We start from the raw sequence: 16,148 nt of genomic DNA, 5'->3' as shown, positions 1-16,148 counted from the left end.
ATTTCACTTTTCAGACAACTGCGCGATGGCACGGCGCAGAGGAGTTTCCATGGATAAAAAACTGATGGTGGTCGCGGTGGCGACCTTGGCGCTGGGCATTGGCCTCGGTTCGATGTGGCCGGCCAATTCAAATATCGACGCGCATGCTGATGAGGCCTCCGAACACGCCGATCACGCCGAGGAGGGCGCTGCCGCCGAAGGCGAACATGCCGAAGAAGGCCACATCGAATTGAGCGCCGAGCAGATCGCCGCCGCAGGCATTCAACTGGCCGAGGCGCGGGCGCAGAGCATCAGTCTCGGCCTGTCGTTCCCCGGCGAAGTGCGCTTCGACGAGGACCGCACGGCGCACGTCGTGCCGCGCGTGCCGGGGGTGGTCGAGTCGGTGGCGGTCAACCTCGGGCAACCGGTGAAGAAGGGCCAGTTGCTGGCGGTGATCGCCAGTCAGCAGATTTCCGATCAGCGCAGCGAGCAGGCCGCCGCGCAACGTCGCTTGGCGTTGGCGCGCACCACCTACGAACGCGAGAAAAAGCTCTGGCAGGACAAGATCTCCGCCGAGCAGGATTTCCTCCAGGCCAGGCAGGCGTTGGAAGAGGCGGAAATCGCCATGAACAACGCCCGGCAGAAAATCAGCGTACTCAGCGGCAGCGTGGTCGCCACCGGCGGCAATCGCTACGAACTGCGCGCACCGTTCGACGGTGTGGTGGTGGAAAAACACCTGACACCGGGCGAGGTGGTCGATGAAACCACTGCCGCATTCACCCTCTCGGATCTGTCGCGGGTGTGGGTCACGTTCGGTGTCTCGCCCAAGGATCTGACCAAAGTGCAGGTGGGCAAACCGGTGACTGTCAGCGCGCCTGAGTTAAAGGCCGAAGTGACCGGCAGCGTGGCGTACGTCGGCAGCCTGCTCGGCGAACAGACCCGCACCGCGACCGTGCGCGTGACGCTGGAAAACCCGCAGGGCTCATGGCGTCCGGGGCTGTTCGTCACCGCACTGGTCGCCACCGAGAGCCGCCAGGCCAAAGTCGCCGTGCCGGAAACCGCGATCCAGACCGTCGAGGACAAACCCACGGTGTTCGTGCGCACCGATGACGGTTTCAAGGCGCAGGCCGTCGAGCTGGGCAGCCGCGCCGCCGGCCACGTGGAAGTCACTCAAGGGCTGGAACCGGGCGTGCAAGTCGCCAGCGCCGGCAGCTTCGTCCTCAAGTCGGAGCTGGGCAAAGCCTCAGCCGAGCACAGTCATTAATTCTGGAAGGTCACCATGTTCGAACGCCTGATCCAGTTTGCCATCGAGCAGCGCATCATCGTGCTGCTCGCCGTTCTGCTCATGGCCGGCCTCGGCGTCGCCAGTTATCAAAAGCTGCCGATCGACGCCGTGCCCGACATCACCAACGTCCAGGTGCAGATCAACACCGGCGCCGCCGGGTTCTCGCCGCTTGAGACCGAGCAGCGCATCACCTTCCCGATTGAAACCGCGATGGCCGGTTTGCCGGCGCTGGAGCAGACCCGTTCGCTGTCGCGCTCGGGCCTGTCACAGGTCACGGTGATCTTCAAGGACGGCACCGACCTGTTCTTCGCTCGCCAACTGGTCAACGAGCGTCTGCAGATCGCCAGGGAGCAATTGCCTGAAGGCGCGGAAGCAGTGATGGGGCCAATCTCCACCGGCCTCGGCGAGATCTTTCTGTGGACGGTGGAAGCCCAGGAGGGCGCGCTGAAGGACGACGGCAGCGCCTACACGCCGACCGATCTGCGGGTGATTCAGGACTGGATCATCAAGCCGCAATTGCGCAACGTACCGGGCGTTGCCGAGATCAACACCATCGGCGGGTTTGCCAAGGAATACCAGATCGCGCCGGACCCGAAACGCCTCGCCGCGTACAAGCTCACGCTTACCGATCTGATCACCGCGCTGGAGCGCAACAACGCCAACGTCGGCGCCGGCTACATCGAGCGCAGCGGCGAGCAGTTGCTGATCCGCGCACCGGGGCAAGTGGCGAGCACCGAGGACATCGCCAACATCGTCATGGCCAATGTCGATGGCACGCCGATCCGGGTGAAGAACGTCGCCACGGTGGAAATCGGTCGTGAGTTGCGCAGCGGTGCGGCCACAGAAAACGGTCGCGAAGTGGTGCTGGGTACGGTGTTCATGTTGATCGGCGAGAACAGCCGCACCGTTTCGCAAGCGGTGGCCAGCAAGCTGGAACAGATCAATAAATCCCTGCCGCAAGGCGTGATCGCCGTGCCGGTGTACGACCGCACGCACCTGGTCGACAAAGCCATCGCCACGGTGAAAAAGAACCTGATCGAAGGCGCGATTCTGGTGATCGCGATTCTGTTCCTGTTCCTCGGCAACATCCGCGCCGCGCTGATTACGGCGATGGTGATTCCGCTGTCGATGCTGTTCACCTTCACTGGCATGTTCAGCAACAAAGTCAGCGCCAACCTGATGAGCCTCGGCGCGCTGGACTTCGGGATCATCGTCGACGGCGCGGTGGTGATCGTCGAAAACACCCTGCGTCGTCTGGCGCATGCGCAGCAGCATCACGGCCGTTTGTTGACCCGCGCCGAGCGTTTCAAGGAGGTCTTTGCCGCGGCGAAGGAGGCGCGCCGACCGCTGATTTTCGGCCAGTTGATCATCATGGTGGTGTATCTGCCGATCTTCGCGTTGAGCGGCGTCGAAGGGAAAATGTTCCACCCGATGGCGTTCACCGTGGTCATCGCGTTGCTCGGTGCGATGCTGCTGTCGGTGACCTTTGTGCCGGCAGCGATTGCGCTGTTCGTCACCGGCAAGGTCAAGGAAGAAGAGGGCGCGGTGATGCGCGGTGCACGTCGGGTGTATGCGCCGGCGCTGGCCTGGGTCATGGCCCATCGCACGGTGGCCGTGGGCGCGGCGTTGGGCGTGATCGTGCTCAGCGGCGTGCTCACCAGCCGCATGGGCAGCGAGTTTGTACCGAGCCTCAGTGAGGGGGATTTTGCCCTGCAAGCGCTGCGCGTGCCGGGCACCAGCCTGACGCAATCGGTGGACATGCAGCAGCGGCTGGAAACGCTGATCCTGGCCAAAGTGCCGGAGGTTGAAAGGGTGTTCGCCCGCACCGGTACGGCGGAAATCGCCTCCGATCCGATGCCGCCGAACATCTCTGACAGCTACGTGATGCTCAAACCGAAGGATCAATGGCCAGACCCGAACAAGTCCCGCGAAACACTGATGGCCGAGTTGCAACAAGCCGCCGCGACGTTGCCGGGTAGCAACTATGAACTGTCGCAGCCGATTCAACTGCGCTTCAACGAACTGATCTCCGGTGTGCGCAGCGATGTCGCAGTGAAGGTGTTCGGCGATGACATGGACGTGCTCAACGCCACGGCAGCGAAGATCGCGGCGGCGATGCAAAAGGTCAACGGCGCCTCTGAAGTGAAAGTCGAGCAGACCACCGGGTTGCCGGTGCTGACCATCAACATCGACCGCGACAAGGCGGCGCGTTACGGGCTCAACGTCGGTGATGTACAGGACACCATCGCTGTGGCAGTGGGCGGGCGTCAGGCTGGGACCTTGTATGAGGGTGATCGGCGTTTCGACATGGTGGTGCGCTTGTCCGATGCCATGCGCAAGGACATCGACGGCTTGTCGGCGTTGCTGATTCCGGTGCCGGCGCTGAGCGGTGCGGCGAATCAGATCGGGTTTATCGCGCTGAAAGACGTCGCCAGCCTCGATCTGGTGCTCGGGCCGAACCAGGTCAGCCGCGAAAACGGCAAGCGCCTGGTGATCGTCAGCGCCAACGTGCGCGGGCGGGATATCGGCTCGTTCGTCAGCGAGGCGGGTGCGCTGATCGAGCGTGATGTGCAGGTGCCGGCCGGTTATTGGACCAGTTGGGGCGGGCAGTTCGAGCAACTGCAATCGGCGGCCAAGCGCTTGCAGATAGTCGTGCCGGTGGCGCTGCTTCTGGTGTTCGGCTTGTTGTTCATGATGTTCAACAATCTGAAGGACGGCTTGCTGGTGTTTACCGGTATTCCGTTTGCCCTGACCGGCGGGGTGATGGCGCTGTGGCTGCGGGATATTCCGTTGTCGATTTCCGCTGGCGTGGGGTTTATCGCGTTGTCCGGGGTGGCGGTGCTCAACGGTTTGGTGATGATCGCGTTCATTCGCAATTTGCGCGAGGAAGGGCGCTCACTGACGGAGGCAATCAACGTCGGCGCGCTGACGCGGTTGCGGCCAGTGTTGATGACCGCGTTGGTGGCGTCGCTGGGGTTTATTCCGATGGCGCTGGCAACCGGCACCGGTGCTGAAGTGCAGCGGCCGCTGGCAACCGTGGTGATCGGCGGAATTCTGTCCTCGACGATTCTCACGTTGCTGATCTTGCCCGCGCTGTACCAGATCGCCCATCGCCGGGATGAGGACACCGTACCGTCTGAGTAGGTGATCTCCTGTGGGAGCGGGCTTGCTCGCGAAGAGGCCGTGTCAGTCGACATCAATGTTGGATGACACACCGCTTTCGCGAGCAAGCCCGCTCCCACACGGGTTCCGTGCACTGATCCGGCAGATAACGGATATGTAATTCCCCCGCCACCGTCACGAAAGGTGCGCCTTGTTACCTTGATCCCGTCAGCTACTTAAACGAGGAATCAACCATGAAATTCGCCCAACTGAGCACCTTCGCAGCCGCCCTGATGCTGTCGTCCCTGGCCATGGCCGAAGGCGGCGGTGACCGCACGTTCGACCGGATGATGACCGCCAATGATCGCGCCGTGGAGCTGTTCGTGACCAAGGAACAGGCCCGCGACCCGGTCGTCGTCAACGAGAAGAAAGACGACAAGACCAAAGACCTGTAAGCCCGGCGCACTGGAACAAGCCCGTTGTCGTGTGCCGATGCCGGGCTTTTTTACGGAGGAGTAAACATGCAGTTGATCAAATGGATGACCTTCGCCGGCGTCATGGCGATGTCGGTAAATGCACTGGCTGAAGGCGGCGGCGATCGCACTTTCGAACGTGCTTTCAGCGCCAACGCCAAAGCCATGGAGCAATACGCAGCCGAGCGCGGCAAAGCGGCGCCGGTGGTCAAGGAATACGAATACGGCATGAAGCTCGACGTGGTGAAAATCGTCAGCGTGGTGAAGCCGCAGCCTGCCTGCTCGGTGGTGCCTACCGCTATGACCTACGAAGACTCGCAAGGGCAGCTCAACACCCTCAGATACAGCGTGGCCGGCGTGTGCCGCAACAGTGGTGGCTAACCAACACCTGATCCCCGGAGCTGCATTTAAAAGTTGTGTGGGAAAAGCAGAACCTTCCCACATGTTTTCAGGTTGTCCTTCGGATGTCAGCTCTCTAGCCTGTGTGTTCGAGGAGGGTTACCTGGTCGGCAATGGCTCGACATCCACAACGGCCGGGAGCGGAGACGATTCCTGGTTCAACTTGCGTCGGGCAATCTCGGCGCCGCGCAGACGCAGAGGCGTTTCGATAAAGCGGTAGTTGAGTTCGCTCAGCAGCACCAGCAGACCCACCGACGTCAGTAACAGCTCAAGGGTGAAACGCCCATCCAGCGGCACGCCTTGGTTGGCGGCAACACGCGTCCAGATCTCTGTACTCAGGTGGTTGGTGAACACGTGGATCACGTAGAGCCCATACGACCGTGAGCCAAGCCACTGCATGAGACCGCGCATGAACGCCGGGCAGTAGATGTAGCCTTTCTGATAACTCGCCAGCCAGACAATCAATACCGCGACCATCGCGACGATGCCGACAGCAATGGGCATGGCAATCAGCTGGATGGCGACAGAACCCAGCATGTACAGCAGGAACAGCGTGCAAAGCAGCGGTTTGATCGTCCCCTGACCCAGCCCGACCGGTTCTATCTGCCGATAGAGGCGGGTACGGGTGAACAGGCACAGGAGAATTCCCCAGAGCATTGCATCCAGACGGAAGTGCGTGAGGATGCTCGCAGGTTGGCCGTAAGGGTTTCGATCAATACCGAACTGCAACGCAATCAGTGCGAATAGGGCAATGATCCGCCAACGCGGGGCAGTGACAAACAGCAGAAAAAACGGAAACACGAAGTAAAACTGCTCTTCGAGCGCCAGGCTCCAGTATTGAGGGCTAGGGCCCAGCAGCGAGTTGTAATGCATCGCCAGATTGCCGCTGAAGGTCGCGACGGCGGTGAAACTGCGCAGATTGTCGTACCACGAACCAAAGGCGTTCGATTGGTTGAAAACAATGGAAAACAACAGCGGAATGAGTATCCAGAGCCATGCTGTGGGCAGCAGGCGATAGGCGCGGCGCAGCCAGAAACAGGCAGTTGCCAGACCGGACTGACCTTGGGCGCGCTGTTGGTCGAAATGGTCCAGATAGGCCTTGCTGACCACGAAACCGGAAATGCAGAAGAACAGGTCGACACCGGTCCAGGGCATGAAAATCGAGAATATTCTCAGCAGCGTATCGGTATGGAACGGCAGCATCATGGTGACATGGCACAAGAAGGTCATGGCCACAGCAGCCCCTCGCAAGTACTCGATTTCCAGGTTCTTACGGCTACTCATCGGTCCCTCGTTATTCTTGTTGGTCAGCGCAGGCGAAGATGGCAGGTGGCTTGCGGTTCGGTCAAGAAAACGATGAGTTTATTCAGCGCAAAAAAAGGCGCCCCGAAGGACGCCAAAAAATTCACCTCTGACCAAAGGAGCAAGGAGCTTCTAAAGGTGAATGGTATTGCTCGGGGAAACTCAGAGAATCGCCAACGGATACTCGACGATCACCCGCACTTCATCCAGGTCCGACTCGAACGCCGTGGCACGGGTGGTGGCCTGGCGCAAACGCAGCGACAGGTCTTTCATCGAACCGCTCTGCACCACGTATTTGACTTCGATGTCGCGCTCCCAGCGCTTCTGGTCGGTCAGCGGATTGCCTTCGGCATCGCGGCGCATGTACACGGCGTTGGCGTTGGAATAGTCGGCGTCGGTGCCACGTGCGTAACGGGTCATGAACGACAGACCGGGTACGCCGTAAGGGCTCATGTCGAGGTCGTAGCGCACCATCCACGAACGCTCCTTCGGTGAGTTGAAGTCGCTGTACTGGATCGAGTTGTCGAGGAAGATCGAGTCGGACTGGCGCAGGTAATCGAAGTCGTCGTTGCCGTTGTTGCGCTGATGGGAGAGGGCGACGGAATGGGCGCCGAGCTTCACGCCGACGCGGCCGCTCCAGATGTTGTTGTCGAACTGGCCAAGCAGTTGTTTGCCTTCGTCGACCGCCTTGTAATAGTTCAGGCCGCCGAACAGCGACAGGTCGTCCGCCAGCGGATAGGTCCAAGCGGTGCCGGCGTAATACTGATTCCAGGCATCCTTGAGACGACTGGAGTACAGGCTGAAACTGAGGTTCTTGTTCAGCACGTAGTCGCCCCCGCCATAAGCGATCCACGGCGAATTGACCGGGCCGGCGTAGAACGTGGCGAAATTTTCGCGCATGTCGCTGGACACCGGTTGGCTCATCGCATGCAAACGACCGCCCTGAATCGACAGACCGTCGATGCTGGTGTTGGTCGCCGTCACACCGCGAAAGCTTTCCGGCAGCAGGCGCGAATCACCTGCGGCCACCACCGGGTTGGCCGGGAACACATCACCGACCTTGACCACGGTATCGAAGGCCCGCACTTTGGCGGCGCCACCGATCTTGGTGTATTCATCCCGCGCCTGGCCGTCACGGTTGACCGGCAGCACATCGAACGAACTGCGCCCGCCGTTGCGGCCGTCACCGGTGTCGAGTTTCAAGCCGAGCATGGCAAATGCATCCACACCGACCCCGACGGTGCCTTGGGTGAAACCGGATTCGAACTTGCTGATCACCGCATGCGCCCAGGCTTCGGAATAACCGTTGCCGGTGGGGCTGGACTGGCCGTTGCGATGATCACGATTGAAGTAGAAGTTGCGGTTGAGCACCGTCAGGCTGCTGCCTTCGACAAAGCCTTCGGGCTTGTCTTCTGCAAACACCATGGACGGCCCGGAGCCGAGCACCACCGCTAAAGCGGCCATCGACATTTTTGTATTGTTAACCATCAAACACTCCTTGGGTTCGGCAGAACGGGAACGTGCGTCGGCGTGGTTTTATTGTTCGGCGGGGCAGGGCCCGCCGGCATTGGTCGCCGGGTCACATCGTTGCAAGCTGCGGATAACGCCAAGGTGATGGGGGAATTACAATTTCGTCATGTGGCTGGAATCAAAACCCCGTGTCAGGTCAGGGCTGCGAGTTGTTCGATTGTCTGTGGAAAACGCTCGACCAGACGGATCAGGGTTGTGGCCTGAGCATTGGGCGTAGCTCGTCCTTGCTCCCAGTTCTCGAGCGTTCGCGTATTGGTGCGTAGATACATCGCGAAAACTGACCGGGAAAGATTAAGTTGCTGACGGATGGCTATCACTTCCTCAGCAGTGATCGGCATCAGTTTTGGCAGCTGAACCTTATGGGTACGCAAGGTGATTTTGCCTTGGCGTTCATCGGCCAGTGCTTCCAGTCCATCCATCAGTTCGGAAAAAATGTCACGTTTCATAGTGGCTTCTCGCGTTGAGTTCTCTATCCAGTGTTTTTCTGAAAAGCTTTTTCTGGGCAGGCGTCAAATCGTCCTGCTCGTTTTTGTTGAAGACGGTAAAGAGCCAGAACTGATCGAAGCCTGGCCACCAGTAATAAATCACTCGTAATCCGCTGCGCTTGCCTTTCCCTCTTCGTTGGTCGCTGAAGCGAATTTTACGAAGCCCGCCTGTGTCCTCGATGAGATCGCCCGCTTCCGGATTTTTCAGCAACTCCAATTGAAAGCTGCGAAACAGATCGTCATCCAGATAGTCGTCTCGGTGCTTCTGAAACACAGGCAATTCGATAAATAGAGCATCCATGTTCTGTACGCTACCTACGTATAGTGTTGTCTCGATAATCGAATCGGTCAAGGCCTCCAGGCCGTCCTTTTCGTCCCTTTTTGAACGGTAGACGCCGGTCGTAAAAACACCTGTAGGACGAATCGACGAGTGTGGTGAGAACGTTCGATTGAGTAGCGAGGAGGCTTAGCAGTTGACGTGTCGGAACAATCCGCAGCACTATCGCCCCATGACTGTCCAACTTCGAATGACCAAGATGTGCTCCTCCATGACCGCTTCCGGCGGGCCATAAGGTCATACGTGTTTGTCATTTGACGTTTACCCAAAGCCCCGCCAGCAATGGACGGGGCTTTTTCATGCCCCGTCCGCACATGGCTCAAGGAGAGAGAAATGTTCGACATCAGAAGAGCTACCCCGGACGATGCGCAGATCGCGTTCGACATTCGGCGACTGGCCATCCGGCACCAATGCATCGGTGCCTACAGCCAGCAGCAAATGCTCGACTGGACCAAAGGAGCGGCCGAAGACGGCTACGACACGCTCATGGCAAAGCATTTCTATCTGGTCTGCACTGAGGGTGAACCTGTAGCAACTGGAATGCTTGATCTGGAGCAGCATGAAATCGGCGCAATCTTCATCCGCCCGGATTTCATGCAGCGTGGGCTGGGCAAGCGTGTTCTGTTCTTTCTCGAAGATCTGGCGCGGGAGCTGGGCTGGCAGAGGTGTGTCTGGACGCGACATTGAACGCTGTCGATTTTTACCGGCGCTGCGGTTACATCGGGGAGGGGAGTGCAATTTATCAATCGCCTTCTGGTCTGCAACTGGCCTGCGTGCCAATGGTGAAGAAACTGTGATGCCATTGTGGCGAGGGAGCTTGCTCCCGCTGGACTGCGTAGCAGTCCCCGCTTCTCAGCTGAACAGCGGGGCCGCTTCGCGTCCCAGCGGGAGCAAGCTCCCTCGCCACAGGTTATTTGTTGCTGCATAGAATCCGTAAAACAAAAACGGCACCCGAAGGTGCCGTTTCCGTTTCCAGCCAGTCGAGCAATCAGCCCGCCAGACCCGCCTGCTGAACCAGGGTCAGCAATGGCTGCGGGTACACACCGAGGAAGAACGCGACCAGGGCGATGGCCAGCAACATCACGCCGCCTGCCTTCTGTTCCCAGTGCAGTTGGGCGTCGTGGCGGCGCAGGTTCGGTTCGATCAGGTACAGGGTGACCATCACGCGCAGGTAGTAGAACACGCCGATGGCGCTGCCCAGTACCAGCGAACCGACCAGCCACCATTGGTGCGACTCGACACCGGTGGCGATGATGTAGAACTTGCCGATGAAGCCAGCGGTCAGCGGAATACCGGCCAGGGACAGCATCATCACGGTCAGCACGGCGGTCAGGTACGGACGGCGCCAGAACAGGCCGCGGTACTCGTACAGCGCGTCGGCGTCACGGCCGTTGTACGGCGAGGACATCAGAGTGATCACGCCGAACGCGCCGAGGCTGGTGATCACATAAGTAACCAGGTACACGCCGATGGCTTCCACCGCCAGACCCTTGCTCGCCACCAGGGCAATCAGCAGGTAGCCGAAGTGCGCGATGGACGAGTAACCGAGCAGACGCTTGAGGTTGCTCTGGGTCAGGGCCAGCAGGTTACCGAACAGGATCGAGGCGACGGCGATCACGCTCAGTACGTCGCTCAGCACGCCACTGCTCGCGGCAGGGGAGATCTGGAACAGACGCACCATCACCGCGAATACGGCAACCTTCGACGCCGTGGCGAGGAACGCGGCGACCGGCGCCGGAGCACCTTCGTACACGTCCGGCGTCCACAGGTGGAACGGTACCAGCGACAGCTTGAATGCCAGACCGATCAGCATCATGCCCAGACCCAATTGAGCCAGCGAGCTCGGCAGGTTGGTGGTGGCCAGGGCCTGACCGATACCGTTGAAGCTCAGGGTGCCGGCGTCAGCGTAGAGCAGGGCCATACCGAACAACAGGAACGCGGAACCGGCGGCCGACAGCACCATGTACTTGATACCGGCTTCCAGCGAACGCTTGTTGAAGAAGGCGTAAGCCACCAGACCGTAGACCGGCACCGACAGCAGTTCCAGACCGATGAACAAACCGGCCAGGTGCTGCGCGCTGACCAGAACCAGACCACCGGCGGCGGCCATCAGGATCAGCAGGTACAGTTCTTCACGGTTGCCCGGGTAACCCGAACCGCCATCGCCGAGGTAGGCGTGGGCGAGGGTTACACAAGCGAGGGTGGCGACCAGGATCAGCGCCATGTACAGGCAGGCGAAGGTGTCGACTTGCAGCAACGGGGTCACGGCCAGAGGCGCGACTTTCAGGGCTGGCAGGATCGACAGCAGGGCCAGGTTCAGACCGGCGACCGAGATCAGGAAGGTCTGCGAGTGGTTGCGGCGCCAGGCGATTGCCAGCATCACCACGATAATGGTGAGGCTGGTGATCAACAGTGGCGCAAGCGCAATAAAGTGTTGAATCGTGAATTCCATAGCGCTCTTACCGGGCCGAAGCGAGTTGAGTGAAGGCGGTGCCGAGCCACTGCTGCACGCCATGCATCGTGGCGGCGGAAGTGTCGAGGAACGGTTGCGGGTAGACGCCGAGGTAAATCAGCAGCACCGCAAGGCCCAGCACCATGATCAGTTCGCGACCGTCCATGCCGTGCAGTATCGAATCCGATTTCGACGGACCGAAGTAGGCACGGTGGATCATGATCAGCGAGTAGACCGAACCGAACACCAGACCGGAGGTGGCAATCGCGGTGATCCATGGCGCACTGGCGAACGTACCGATCAGGATCAGGAACTCGCCGACGAAGTTACCGGTACCCGGCAGACCCAGCGAAGCGGCGGCGAAGAACAGGCTGATCGCCGGCAGGTAAGCGATACGCGACCACAGACCGCCCATCTCACGCATGTCACGGGTGTGCAGACGCTCGTACAGCTGACCGCTGAGGATAAACAGTGCCGCGGCCGACAGACCGTGCGCCAGCATCTGGATCACTGCACCTTGCAGTGCCAGTTGGCTGCCGGAGTAGATGCCGATCAGTACGAAGCCCATGTGGGAAACGGACGAGAAGGCGATCAGACGCTTGATGTCGGTTTGCGCGAACGCGAGGAACGCACCGTAGAAGATCCCGATCAGACCGAGGGTCATGGCGATCGGCGCGAACTCGGCCGAAGCATTCGGGAACAGCGGCAGGGCGAAACGCAGCAGACCGTAGGCCGCGGTTTTCAGCAGGATACCGGCGAGGTCGACGGAACCGGCAGTCGGCGCCTGGGCGTGGGCATCAGGCAGCCACGAGTGGAACGGTACAACTGGCAGCTTGACCGCGAAGGCGATGAAGAAGCCGAGCATCAGGATGTACTCGGTGGTCATCGACATCTTGGTCTTCAACAGGTCGGCGTAGTTGAAGGTAATCACGCCAGTGTTGTTGAAGTTGACCAGCACCAGACCGAGGATCGCCACCAGCATGATCAGGCCGGAAGCCTGAGTGAAGATGAAGAACTTGGTCGCTGCGTAGATCCGGGTTTTCTTGCCGTCCGAAGAACTGTGACCCCAGAGCGCGATGAGGAAGTACATCGGCACCAGCATCATTTCCCAGAAGAAGAAGAACATGAACAGGTCGAGGGCGAGGAACACGCCGACCACGCCGCCCAGGATCCACATCAGGTTCAGGTGGAAGAAGCCAACGTGACGTTGAATCTCTTTCCACGAGCAGAGTACCGAGAGGATACCCAGCAGGCCGGTCAGCAGGATCATCAACAGCGACAGGCCGTCGAGGGCCAGGTGCACGTTGATGCCGAAGCGCTGGATCCAGACGTGCTTGAACTCGAGCGCCCAGGTCGGATCGGCGCCAGGCGCCGGAGCAAATGAATAGTCACCGTGGGCCCACAGCCAGAGGCCGAGGGCGAGTTCCAGGGTCATGGTCAACAGCGCAATCCAGCGGGGGAGGGTAGCGCCGAAGCGCTCACCCATCCAGCACAGCAGGCCGCCGATGAAGGGGATCAGGATTAGCCAAGGCAGAATCATGACGGGCTCGTTTCCTTTCGCAAATTCGCAAGGTTCATATCAGACCGCTACCAGCACGATGGCGCCGATTACCAGCACGGCACCAGCAGCCATCGAGGCGGCATACCAACGCAGTTGACCGGTCTCGGTGCGGCTCAGGGCGGTGTGACCGCCTTTGGCCATACGCGGGATCAGACCGATGGTCTGGTCGAGCGGGTCTCTGCGCAGTACATGGCTGATCGCAAGGTACGGCTTGACGAACAGTTTGTCGTAGATCCAGTCGAAGCCCCAGGCAGCGAACCACCAGGCTGAAAGGAAACGGCCGACGCCGCTGTTGGCGATCGCGGTCACGAAGCGACGCTTGCCGAGGAACAGCAGGGCCGCCAGCAGGATACCGGCCAGGGCGATGGCGCCCGAAGCGATTTCCAGACTGTGCTTGGCTTCACCACCGGCATGGCCAACGCTCTCAGGCAGTACGCCGTGCAGCGGTGGAACGATCATGGCGCCGACGAACGTCGACAGTACGATCAGCACCGACAGTGGCAGCCAGTGAGAGATGCCGTGACCGGCGTGGGCTTCAGTCTTGGCTTCACCGTGGAACGTGATGAAGATCAGGCGGAAGGTGTACAGCGAAGTCATGAACGCGCCGACCAGACCTGCGTAAAGCAGACCGTGGTTGCCGCTGGCGAACGCTTCCCAAAGGATTTCGTCCTTGGAGTAGAAGCCTGCGGTGACCAGTGGCAGGGCGGCCAGTGCAGCACCACCGACGATGAAGCTGGCGTAGGCCAGTGGCAGCTTTTTCCACAGACCGCCCATCTTGAAGATGTTCTGCTCGTGGTGGCAGGCAACGATCACCGCACCGGAAGCAAGGAACAGCAGGGCCTTGAAGAAGGCGTGGGTCATCAGGTGGAAAATCGCGCCATCCCAGGCACCAACGCCCAGCGCCAGGAACATGTAGCCGATCTGGCTCATGGTCGAGTAGGCGAGGATACGTTTGATGTCGGTCTGTACCAGTGCGGCGAAACCGGCCAGTACCAGAGTCACACCACCAACGATGCCGACCAGGTGCAGGATTTCCGGCGCCAGGGTGAACAGACCGTGGGTACGGGCGATCAGGTAGACACCGGCGGTCACCATGGTTGCAGCGTGGATCAGTGCCGACACCGGGGTCGGACCGGCCATCGCGTCCGCGAGCCAGGTTTGCAGTGGCAGTTGCGCCGACTTACCGACCGCACCACCCAGCAGCATCAGGGTCGCCAGGGTGATCCAGAAGTCGCCGACCTGGAATTTCTGCGGTGCCAGCACCAGCAGTTCCTGGATGTTCAGCGTGCCCACTTGCTGGAACAGGATGAACAGGCCGATGGCCATGAACACGTCGCCGATCCGGGTCACGATGAAAGCCTTGAGTGCGGCGTTACCGTTGTTGCGGTTGCTGTAGTAGAAACCGATCAACAGGTACGAGCACAGACCCACGCCCTCCCAGCCGAAGTACAGGAACAACAGGTTATCGCCGAGGACCAGGAACAGCATGCTGGCGATAAACAGGTTGGTGTACGAGAAGAAGCGCGAGTAGCCCGCTTCGCCGCGCATGTACCAGGACGCGAACAGGTGGATCAGGAAACCCACGCCCACCACCACGCCGAGCATGGTGATCGACAGGCCATCGATGTAGAGGGCGAAGTCAGGCTTGAAGCCTTCGACCGCCATCCACTTCCACAGCACCAGGGTGTAGTGACCGCCCTCGGGAGGCGCGACGTTGAATTGCCAGATGACGTAGGCGGCGACGATCGCCGACAAGCCAATGGAACCCACGCCGATCAGCGCCGAGAGGTTTTCCGACCAGCGTCCACGGGAGAACGACAGCAGCAGGAAACCGATCAGAGGGAATACAAAAGTCAGAAAGATTAGGTTCATCCGCGCATCTCACTGGCAGCGTCGATATCGAGCGTGTGGAAGCGGCGATACAGTTGCAGCAGGATCGCCAGGCCAATACTGGCCTCGGCGGCTGCCAGGCTGATCACCAGGATGAACATGATCTGTCCATCCGGTTGGCCCCAACGGGCGCCTGCAACGATGAAGGCCAGTGCAGAGGCGTTCATCATCACTTCCAGACTCATCAACACGAACAAAATGTTGCGGCGGACCATCAGGCCGACCAGACCAAGGCAGAACAGGATGCCGGCAACGGCCAATCCATGTTCGAGAGGGATAGCAGGCATGTCTTACTCCTTCGCCTCGTTACGGCCCAAATGGAACGCCGTGACGGCTGCGGCGAGCAGCAGCATCGAGGCGAGTTCGACCACCAGCAGATACGGACCGAACAGGCTGACGCCCACGGCTTTTGCATCGACGGTGGTGTGGCCGATGGCCTGGCCGCTCTGGTGAGCGAACAGCACATACAGCAGTTCGGCCAGCAGCAGGGCGGCGAGAATCACCGGCCCGGCCCAGATACCGGGCTTGAGCCAGGTGCGTTCCTGCTGAACCGAGGCGGGACCCAGGTTCAGCATCATCACCACGAACACGAACAGCACCATGATGGCGCCGGCGTAGGCGATCACTTCCAGCACGCCGGCGAACGGTGCGCCGAGGGCGAAGAAGGTCATGGCCACGGCGATCAACGAGATGATCAGGTAGAGCAGGGCGTGCACAGGGTTGGTGTTGGTGACCACACGAAGCGTGGACACCACCGCGATACCCGATGCGAAATAGAAAGCGAATTCCATCGTTCTTCCTTAAGGCAGCAAGCTCTTCACGTTGATCGGTTCGGCTTCGTTCTGCGCAGAGCCTTTCGGCTTGCCAGCGATTGCCATACCTGCAACACGATAGAAGTTGTAATCAGGGTTTTTGCCGGGGCCGGAGATCAAAAGATCTTCTTTCTCGTACACCAGGTCCTGACGTTTGAACTCGGCCATCTCGAAATCCGGGGTCAACTGGATTGCGGTGGTCGGACAGGCTTCCTCGCAGAGACCGCAGAAAATGCAGCGCGAAAAGTTGATACGGAAGAAGTCCGGGTACCAGCGACCGTCTTCGGTTTCAGCTTTCTGCAGCGAGATGCAACCTACCGGGCACGCCACGGCGCACAGGTTGCAGGCTACGCAACGCTCTTCGCCATCGGGGTCACGGGTCAGGACGATGCGACCACGGTAGCGTGGTGGCAGGTAGACCGGCTCTTCCGGGTATTGCAGGGTGTCGCGCTTGCGGAAGCCATGGCCGAAGACCATGACCAGGCTGCGCAACTGGGTACCGGTACCCTTAACGATGTCGCCAATATATTTGAACATGGGT

14 protein-coding genes and 1 pseudogene are annotated in these 16,148 nt (G+C 60.1%); 5 read left to right on the top strand and 10 right to left on the bottom strand.

What is annotated here, in order from left to right; translation table 11 throughout:
* Positions 1 to 49 precede the first annotated feature (49 nt).
* The 4 genes from J1G18_RS16385 to J1G18_RS16370 all read left to right on the top strand — a co-directional run bounded on the left by J1G18_RS16385 (position 50) and on the right by J1G18_RS16370 (position 5,220).
* Positions 50 to 1,243, top strand: a complete 1,194-nt coding sequence (locus tag J1G18_RS16385) for an efflux RND transporter periplasmic adaptor subunit (RefSeq protein ID WP_223008071.1) — start codon at positions 50 to 52, stop codon at positions 1,241 to 1,243.
* 15 nt (positions 1,244 to 1,258) lie between these two features.
* Positions 1,259 to 4,408: a CusA/CzcA family heavy metal efflux RND transporter gene (locus J1G18_RS16380; RefSeq protein WP_223008070.1), complete on the top strand. Its 3,150-nt coding sequence runs from the start codon at positions 1,259 to 1,261 to the stop codon at positions 4,406 to 4,408.
* 212 nt (positions 4,409 to 4,620) lie between these two features.
* Positions 4,621 to 4,821 carry a co-regulatory protein PtrA N-terminal domain-containing protein gene (locus tag J1G18_RS16375; RefSeq protein ID WP_134785998.1) on the top strand — a complete coding sequence of 67 codons (201 nt, stop codon included), beginning with the start codon at positions 4,621 to 4,623 and terminating at the stop codon, positions 4,819 to 4,821.
* Between the two features lie 66 nt (positions 4,822 to 4,887).
* Positions 4,888 to 5,220, top strand: a complete 333-nt coding sequence (locus tag J1G18_RS16370) for a DUF2790 domain-containing protein (protein WP_098968144.1) — start codon at positions 4,888 to 4,890, stop codon at positions 5,218 to 5,220.
* A 117-nt stretch (positions 5,221 to 5,337) separates the two neighbouring features.
* Here the strand turns inward: J1G18_RS16370 and J1G18_RS16365 are convergent, their stop codons facing one another.
* The 4 genes from J1G18_RS16365 to J1G18_RS16350 all read right to left on the bottom strand — a co-directional run bounded on the left by J1G18_RS16365 (position 5,338) and on the right by J1G18_RS16350 (position 8,856).
* Positions 5,338 to 6,522 (bottom strand): acyltransferase family protein, encoded by a 1,185-nt coding sequence (locus J1G18_RS16365; protein WP_223008069.1) that lies wholly within the window; start codon positions 6,520 to 6,522, stop codon positions 5,338 to 5,340.
* A 180-nt stretch (positions 6,523 to 6,702) separates the two neighbouring features.
* Positions 6,703 to 8,028 carry an OprD family porin gene (locus J1G18_RS16360; RefSeq protein ID WP_135295439.1) on the bottom strand — a complete coding sequence of 442 codons (1,326 nt, stop codon included), beginning with the start codon at positions 8,026 to 8,028 and terminating at the stop codon, positions 6,703 to 6,705.
* A gap of 173 nt (positions 8,029 to 8,201) precedes the next feature.
* Positions 8,202 to 8,516 (bottom strand): helix-turn-helix domain-containing protein, encoded by a 315-nt coding sequence (locus J1G18_RS16355; RefSeq protein WP_027614657.1) that lies wholly within the window; start codon positions 8,514 to 8,516, stop codon positions 8,202 to 8,204.
* Entirely contained in the window at positions 8,506 to 8,856 is a 351-nt protein-coding gene (locus tag J1G18_RS16350) for a toxin (protein WP_135296915.1), read from the bottom strand. Before J1G18_RS16350 ends, J1G18_RS16355 begins: the two co-directional genes overlap by 11 nt.
* A gap of 369 nt (positions 8,857 to 9,225) precedes the next feature.
* On the opposite strand from J1G18_RS16350, the pseudogene J1G18_RS16345 reads away from it, so the two are divergent.
* Positions 9,226 to 9,689 (top strand): annotated as a pseudogene (locus tag J1G18_RS16345) (GNAT family N-acetyltransferase).
* A 191-nt stretch (positions 9,690 to 9,880) separates the two neighbouring features.
* Here J1G18_RS16345 and nuoN read toward each other — a convergent pair.
* From nuoN to nuoI, 6 genes are read right to left on the bottom strand one after another with little or no spacing between them, the layout of a single operon-like run.
* Positions 9,881 to 11,344 carry an NADH-quinone oxidoreductase subunit NuoN gene (gene nuoN / locus J1G18_RS16340; protein WP_003223784.1) on the bottom strand — a complete coding sequence of 488 codons (1,464 nt, stop codon included), beginning with the start codon at positions 11,342 to 11,344 and terminating at the stop codon, positions 9,881 to 9,883.
* A 7-nt stretch (positions 11,345 to 11,351) separates the two neighbouring features.
* On the bottom strand, positions 11,352 to 12,884 hold the full coding sequence (gene nuoM, locus J1G18_RS16335) for an NADH-quinone oxidoreductase subunit M (protein ID WP_003223785.1): 1,533 nt from the start codon (positions 12,882 to 12,884) through the stop codon (positions 11,352 to 11,354).
* A 39-nt stretch (positions 12,885 to 12,923) separates the two neighbouring features.
* Positions 12,924 to 14,777: an NADH-quinone oxidoreductase subunit L gene (gene nuoL / locus J1G18_RS16330; protein WP_115990180.1), complete on the bottom strand. Its 1,854-nt coding sequence runs from the start codon at positions 14,775 to 14,777 to the stop codon at positions 12,924 to 12,926.
* Positions 14,774 to 15,082: an NADH-quinone oxidoreductase subunit NuoK gene (nuoK, locus tag J1G18_RS16325; RefSeq protein WP_003223790.1), complete on the bottom strand. Its 309-nt coding sequence runs from the start codon at positions 15,080 to 15,082 to the stop codon at positions 14,774 to 14,776. Before nuoK ends, nuoL begins: the two co-directional genes overlap by 4 nt.
* A 3-nt stretch (positions 15,083 to 15,085) precedes the next feature.
* Positions 15,086 to 15,586: an NADH-quinone oxidoreductase subunit J gene (gene nuoJ / locus J1G18_RS16320; protein ID WP_003223793.1), complete on the bottom strand. Its 501-nt coding sequence runs from the start codon at positions 15,584 to 15,586 to the stop codon at positions 15,086 to 15,088.
* A gap of 9 nt (positions 15,587 to 15,595) precedes the next feature.
* Positions 15,596 to 16,144 (bottom strand): NADH-quinone oxidoreductase subunit NuoI, encoded by a 549-nt coding sequence (gene nuoI / locus J1G18_RS16315; protein WP_003223795.1) that lies wholly within the window; start codon positions 16,142 to 16,144, stop codon positions 15,596 to 15,598.
* Positions 16,145 to 16,148: the final 4 nt, after the last annotated feature.

The organism is Pseudomonas sp. MIS38, assembly GCF_019891575.1.
Taxonomy (GTDB): domain Bacteria; phylum Pseudomonadota; class Gammaproteobacteria; order Pseudomonadales; family Pseudomonadaceae; genus Aquipseudomonas; species Aquipseudomonas putida_A.
Note: the sequence above shows the minus strand (reverse complement) of the source record. Positions and strands in the feature narration are given on the sequence as shown.